General features: G+C 48.3%; 8 protein-coding genes. 3 read left to right on the top strand and 5 right to left on the bottom strand.

Annotated features, from left to right (window positions below; all coding sequences use genetic code 11):
• Positions 1–361: 361 nt before the first annotated feature.
• Positions 362–547 (top strand): hypothetical protein, encoded by a 186-nt coding sequence (locus B5F25_RS21365; RefSeq protein WP_140407006.1) that lies wholly within the window; start codon positions 362–364, stop codon positions 545–547.
• Positions 548–890: 343 nt separating this feature from the next.
• Here the strand turns inward: B5F25_RS21365 and B5F25_RS22595 are convergent, their stop codons facing one another.
• Positions 891–1,256, bottom strand: coding sequence for a hypothetical protein (locus B5F25_RS22595; protein ID WP_241148465.1), 366 nt, complete (start codon positions 1,254–1,256; stop codon positions 891–893).
• A 268-nt stretch (positions 1,257–1,524) separates the two neighbouring features.
• Between B5F25_RS22595 and B5F25_RS20560 the strand changes: the two genes are divergently transcribed.
• Positions 1,525–1,737: a DUF4372 domain-containing protein gene (locus B5F25_RS20560; RefSeq protein ID WP_241148464.1), complete on the top strand. Its 213-nt coding sequence runs from the start codon at positions 1,525–1,527 to the stop codon at positions 1,735–1,737.
• Here the strand turns inward: B5F25_RS20560 and B5F25_RS20555 are convergent.
• Positions 1,704–2,084 carry a putative toxin-antitoxin system toxin component, PIN family gene (locus B5F25_RS20555; RefSeq protein WP_087251710.1) on the bottom strand — a complete coding sequence of 127 codons (381 nt, stop codon included), beginning with the start codon at positions 2,082–2,084 and terminating at the stop codon, positions 1,704–1,706. The two genes, B5F25_RS20560 and B5F25_RS20555, sit on opposite strands and share 34 nt — an antisense overlap.
• The gene (locus B5F25_RS20550) at positions 2,065–2,292 is read right to left on the bottom strand and encodes a hypothetical protein (protein ID WP_013617930.1); all 228 of its coding nucleotides are present in this window, start codon (positions 2,290–2,292) and stop codon (positions 2,065–2,067) included. Before B5F25_RS20550 ends, B5F25_RS20555 begins: the two co-directional genes overlap by 20 nt.
• Before the next feature lie 239 nt (positions 2,293–2,531).
• Here B5F25_RS20550 and B5F25_RS20545 point away from each other — a divergent pair, with 239 nt between their 5' ends.
• Positions 2,532–3,377, top strand: coding sequence for an aldo/keto reductase (locus tag B5F25_RS20545; RefSeq protein ID WP_087251709.1), 846 nt, complete (start codon positions 2,532–2,534; stop codon positions 3,375–3,377).
• A gap of 101 nt (positions 3,378–3,478) precedes the next feature.
• Here the strand turns inward: B5F25_RS20545 and B5F25_RS20540 are convergent, their stop codons facing one another.
• Positions 3,479–4,426 (bottom strand): aldo/keto reductase, encoded by a 948-nt coding sequence (locus tag B5F25_RS20540; protein WP_241148463.1) that lies wholly within the window; start codon positions 4,424–4,426, stop codon positions 3,479–3,481.
• A gap of 98 nt (positions 4,427–4,524) precedes the next feature.
• A partial coding sequence (locus B5F25_RS22055) for a hypothetical protein (protein ID WP_162614470.1) occupies positions 4,525–4,706 on the bottom strand: 182 nt, incomplete at its 5' end.

Genomic DNA, 4,706 nt, shown 5'->3' with positions numbered 1-4,706 from the left:
ATTTTGTATTGCCGGATGACCCGAAGCCCGGCTTCCACCGCCTTCCTCCGCCCTTTCCGCTACGCTCCAAGGACGGAGGAAGGCGGTGGAGGAGTTGCACTTCTAACTTGACGGTGGGGCAGATAAAAATGCATCCACATTACTAAGGCTAACGACAAAAAGGAAAACATGTCTATTCAAAAGACGTGTAATACCCTTATGTGTTACAAGGAATATTTCAGCGAACATTCGGACATGGATTTGGATGCATTCTTAGGCTTCATCCTTAACAATGTTGTAATGATATACATTTCTGCAGACTCATTCCATAGAGTCACCCATTGGATATTCCAAGGCTCAAAAGGATACAACAATCTCATACATGGCACAACAGAAAGCAATGTATGCTAATGCTTATGAACGTTGGACTGATGAAGATGACCAAAGATTGTTGTACCTTTATTCTCAAGGGGAAAAGATATCTGGACTTATGCAAATATTTGCCAGAAATAAAGGTGCCATCAAATCGAGAATCTTAAAACTGACAGGAAAAGAATTTTACAATTAAATAGTAAGCTATAATTATTGAATACCGGAATTTAGTAACGGATTCTTTATGTCAATAGTCCATTAAAAATTCAACATATCGGCTAAGCGGCTTCTGCCACTATGCCAAATAGTTCTTTGATAAGTTTAGTATTAAAAGTTCTGTTCGGTTTCAGACCGGACTTGCTAAAAATTCTTTTGAGCATGTAAATATTACCCAAATAGGCCTTTAGCAGTCCGATGGAAAGCGACGGATAGTATCGTTGCCGCATGACTTTTGCGATGTTTACCGATGCCAGTGAAGCATTGAAAGCGAAATCAAGTTTCCTCAAGTCCCTTGCCTGACAATCGTTGAGTCCGGTAAACTACTTGGAATCCCGAAAGCAAAACTCGATCTGAAATCTTGTACGGTAGTATTCGGTGATGTCTTTAGCCGACATTTCAAGGTCGGTAGAAAAATAAACCTTGTGCCCTCCCGATTCGGGATAATGGACCACGACTTTGATGTTGCGTTTCATTGCCTTTGAATAGGTCTTGACTGAGTAAGCCCTTCCTCCTTCAATGTCGAGAATCTTGCAACGCTGAAGGTCGAGTTTCTCAAAATCAATCTTCTCGCCTTTGATGTGCGGTCGTCCCCGTTTGCCTGTGTGGACACCGTTATGTGAATACCACGAGGTGGCATCATCATTCAAGGCTGCTGATGACATGGAATTCCAGCAGACAGGCTTCATTGACGAACTTTGCTTTTAAGAACCATGCATCTGCAACGACATAACGTATTATGCGAAGCAGCTTGTCCTTGTATTTGTGGAGTACGTCAAGATACCAGTCCACAAGATTGTAATCTTCGCCTTGCTTTTCCAGATCCCCCTTGCCCGGTGTCTGTTCAACTTATTTGTTATCAACGGATTCGCTATTAATTTGACGAAGTATTAAAACTGTAATCTGTCAAAAAAAGGCTGTTTTTATTTGGTAAATTCAGCCCCATGTGATTACTTTATGGTTACCACACAAAAAAGAAGTAACCATGTGAAAAGTACACATTTTAGCGGACAGCAGCTCTATAGTCAGGTGATAAAATTCCTGTGTAAGGACAGAATCCTTCAATTGAGTCGTGAACATGGCGGTGAACGCTATGTGAAACGTTTCGACAGTTGGACACATTTAGTGGTAATGCTCTATGCCGTAATCATGCGTTTTGACTTCAGATAGCTTCGTCTCACCAAATAATCGGCTTGTGCGGCAAGGGCTGTGTAGAGCAAATAGTCATCCTTTGGGTCACGGCAAAGCGATGGACCTTGTTCTGGTTTTACAAACAAAGCCGCTTCACAAAACAGGTCAAGAAATTCTTCTGCTTGTTCAGCAGGGATGTACTTGCGGATGCGCGGACGGTTCAGTACATCGACCAGTTCACGCAGCTGTGCTTCGCAAGCCACAATCTTTATCCGTCCGCTGTCTATATGGCGATGCAATCCCGACAACCGTTTCCCTATCAGAAATGATATCCAGATGTTGGTGTCAATGACCACACGATTCGGCTCATTGTTTCCGTTCTTCATAATGTTTTTGTCTTACGGCTTCTACTTCGCGGGTGATGTCGTCCATGCTCAGTTCATCGGTACGGACAGATTTCAGCAGACGGTCGAATCGGCTAACGAACAGTGATTTGCGTAGGCGGTCGAACACTTCCAGCTTGTCCTGTTCGGGCATGGCTTGCAACATTCCGAAAAATTGCTGCTTGCTGATGTTCAGTTGAATGGTATCCATACGTTTTCTTTTTATTGATTTCATTCGCAAAGTTAACAAGAATCGGCAAGAAAGCAAGACTTTTACTTCTTTTTCAAAACTTCCCGATATACTTTCTGCCCCTCCACATCCATTACATTGAACGTGTATTCTTGGATAATCCGTAAAAAAGGCACAAGCATCCGTAATCCTTGTATGGAATAGCTCGACATTCCGCCGTATCTTTGTCCCTATAGAAAACCGATTAAACAAAGACGAACATGGAAACAATCAAACTGAACAACGGCGTGGAAATGCCGCTATTGGGCTATGGGGTGTTCAAGGTAGCCCCGCAGGAATGTGAACGATGCGTCAGCGACGCACTGAACGTAGGTTATCGCCTGATTGACACGGCGCAGGCCTACTTCAACGAGGAAGGCGTGGGGAACGCCATCAGCAAGAGTAGTGTCCCCCGGCAGGATATTTTCCTGGTGACGAAAGTATGGATATCGAATGCCGGCGAGGAGAAAGCAGCGGCAAGCATCGACGAGAGCCTGCGCAAGCTGAAGACCGACTACATCGACCTGCTGCTCATCCATCAGGCATACGGCGACGTGTTCGGTTCGTGGAGGGCGATGGAGAAAGCTTACCGCGCAGGCAAGGTGCGTGCCATCGGGGTAAGCAACTTCCAGGCGGGACGTTTCTTCGACTTCGCCCACTATGTGGACATCAAGCCGATGGTGAACCAGTTGCAATGCAATCCGCTCGTCCAGCAACAGGGCATCGAGCCGATTCTCGCGGAACACGACACGAAGATGATGGCATGGGGACCGCTCGGCGGCGAGGGTGCCGAAGGAGTGGTAAAGAACGAACTGCTCGCCTCCATCGGCAAAGGCTACGGGAAGACCGCCGCACAGGTGGCTCTGCGCTGGCTCACGCAGCGGGGCATCGTCGCTATCCCCAAGAGCACGCATGTGGAGCGTATGCGCCAGAACTTGGACATCTTCGACTTCACGCTGACCGATGAGGAAATGAAACGTATCGCTACGCTAAACAGTCACGATGCGGGGACGGTGAACTTCGGCGACCCGCAGTTTGTGAAATTCCTGATTGAGACATACGGGTAAAACAGGGTAGGGTACATAATAAGCGACAACGGGAGACATGGCAACTTGCATGTTTCCCGTTGTTGTTTATTAGCCAACCGGTCTTTCCTCTTTCGCCGGACTTACAGCCTTGCCCCCCAAACCATCTTCTCCACATCCTCCAGCGTGGCGTTGAAGAAACGCTTCTCCTTGTTGAGCGAGCGCATCTGCTGCATCTCGTCATCGGTCAACTGGAAGTCGAAGATTTGGATGTTCTCCTTGATGTAGTCGGGATTCGATGCACCGGGGATGACGGAGAAGCCCTCCTGGATGTGCCAGCGCAGGATGACCTGTGCCGGAGTCTTGCCGTGGGCTTCGGCAATCTTCTTTATCACAGGGTCTTTGAACAAGGCACCGTTGCTCATGGCACCGCCCAACGGGAACCAACATTCCACCTGGATGCCTTCCGAAGCGGCCTTCTTGCGCATCTCCACACGTTGGGCGTAGGGGTGGCACTCCATCTGGAGCACTTGAGGCTTGATGGTCGCTGCCTGCATAATCGTGTTCCATACTTCATTGTTGGCATCGAAGTTGCTGATGCCGAGGGCGCGCACCTTGCCCATCTTCACTGCCTTCTCCATGTCTTTCCACGCTCCCACGAAGTCGCCTACGGGCTGGTGGACGTAGAGTAGGTCGATGTAGTCCAGTTGCATCCGGTCAAGCATCTCGTCGATGGCTTTCAATGTCTTGCCCTCACCGTATTCCGTGGGCCAGAGCTTGCTGGTAATCCAGATTTCCTCGCGGGGGATGCCGCTTTCCTTGACGGCACGGCCTACACCTGCCTCGTCCTGATAGGCATGGGCGGTGTCGATGTGGCGGTAGCCGGCTTTCAATGCCGTGAGGCACGACTGTTCGCACACTTCGTCGCTGGGCTGGAGGAACGTGCCGATGCCAAAGCGGGGCATCTCCACGCCGTTGTTCAACTTGACCACGGGCACGCCTGCCGTCGTCGTTTTCTCTTGCGCATAGGTAGCGCATACGCCGCCCCATAGCATCAGGGCGGACAACAGAAGATTCTTCAGTGATTTCATACGTTCATTCTTTATGATTCGGATGTAAAGGTAGGAAATATGCCTCTGAACAGGCTTATAGAAAATTCGGGAGGATATGCCGGTTTTGCGGATAATTGCTATACTCCTGTCAACGAAAAGCCCCTGCAAACTCCTCGTGGCTTGCAGGGGCTCTTCTCAATTTTAGAAGCTGTTTTGAATTTCTCCAAAAAGTTTTTCTTGGCTTGATGTATCTGTTTTCGTGTGTGCTTTGGGCGATTTTTTGGTCCTTTTCGCTCCTGTTCTTCGTCAGATAGCCCGC

The sequence above is a fragment of the Bacteroides sp. An19 genome, assembly GCF_002160215.1.
Classification (GTDB): Bacteria; Bacteroidota; Bacteroidia; order Bacteroidales; family Bacteroidaceae; genus Phocaeicola; species Phocaeicola intestinalis.
The sequence above is the reverse complement of the archived record's forward strand: the minus strand, read 5'-3'. Positions and strand labels throughout refer to the sequence as shown.

Coding starts and splice junctions, on each gene's coding strand:
- B5F25_RS20560 (WP_241148464.1), top strand. CDS start 1,525: ATGGTTACCACACAAAAAAGAAGTAACCATGTGAAAAGTACACATTTT.
- B5F25_RS20550 (WP_013617930.1), bottom strand. CDS start 2,292: ATGGATACCATTCAACTGAACATCAGCAAGCAGCAATTTTTCGGAATG.
- B5F25_RS20555 (WP_087251710.1), bottom strand. CDS start 2,084: ATGAAGAACGGAAACAATGAGCCGAATCGTGTGGTCATTGACACCAAC.
- B5F25_RS22595 (WP_241148465.1), bottom strand. CDS start 1,256: ATGAAGCCTGTCTGCTGGAATTCCATGTCATCAGCAGCCTTGAATGAT.
- B5F25_RS20540 (WP_241148463.1), bottom strand. CDS start 4,426: ATGAAATCACTGAAGAATCTTCTGTTGTCCGCCCTGATGCTATGGGGC.
- B5F25_RS20545 (WP_087251709.1), top strand. CDS start 2,532: ATGGAAACAATCAAACTGAACAACGGCGTGGAAATGCCGCTATTGGGC.
- B5F25_RS21365 (WP_140407006.1), top strand. CDS start 362: ATGGCACAACAGAAAGCAATGTATGCTAATGCTTATGAACGTTGGACT.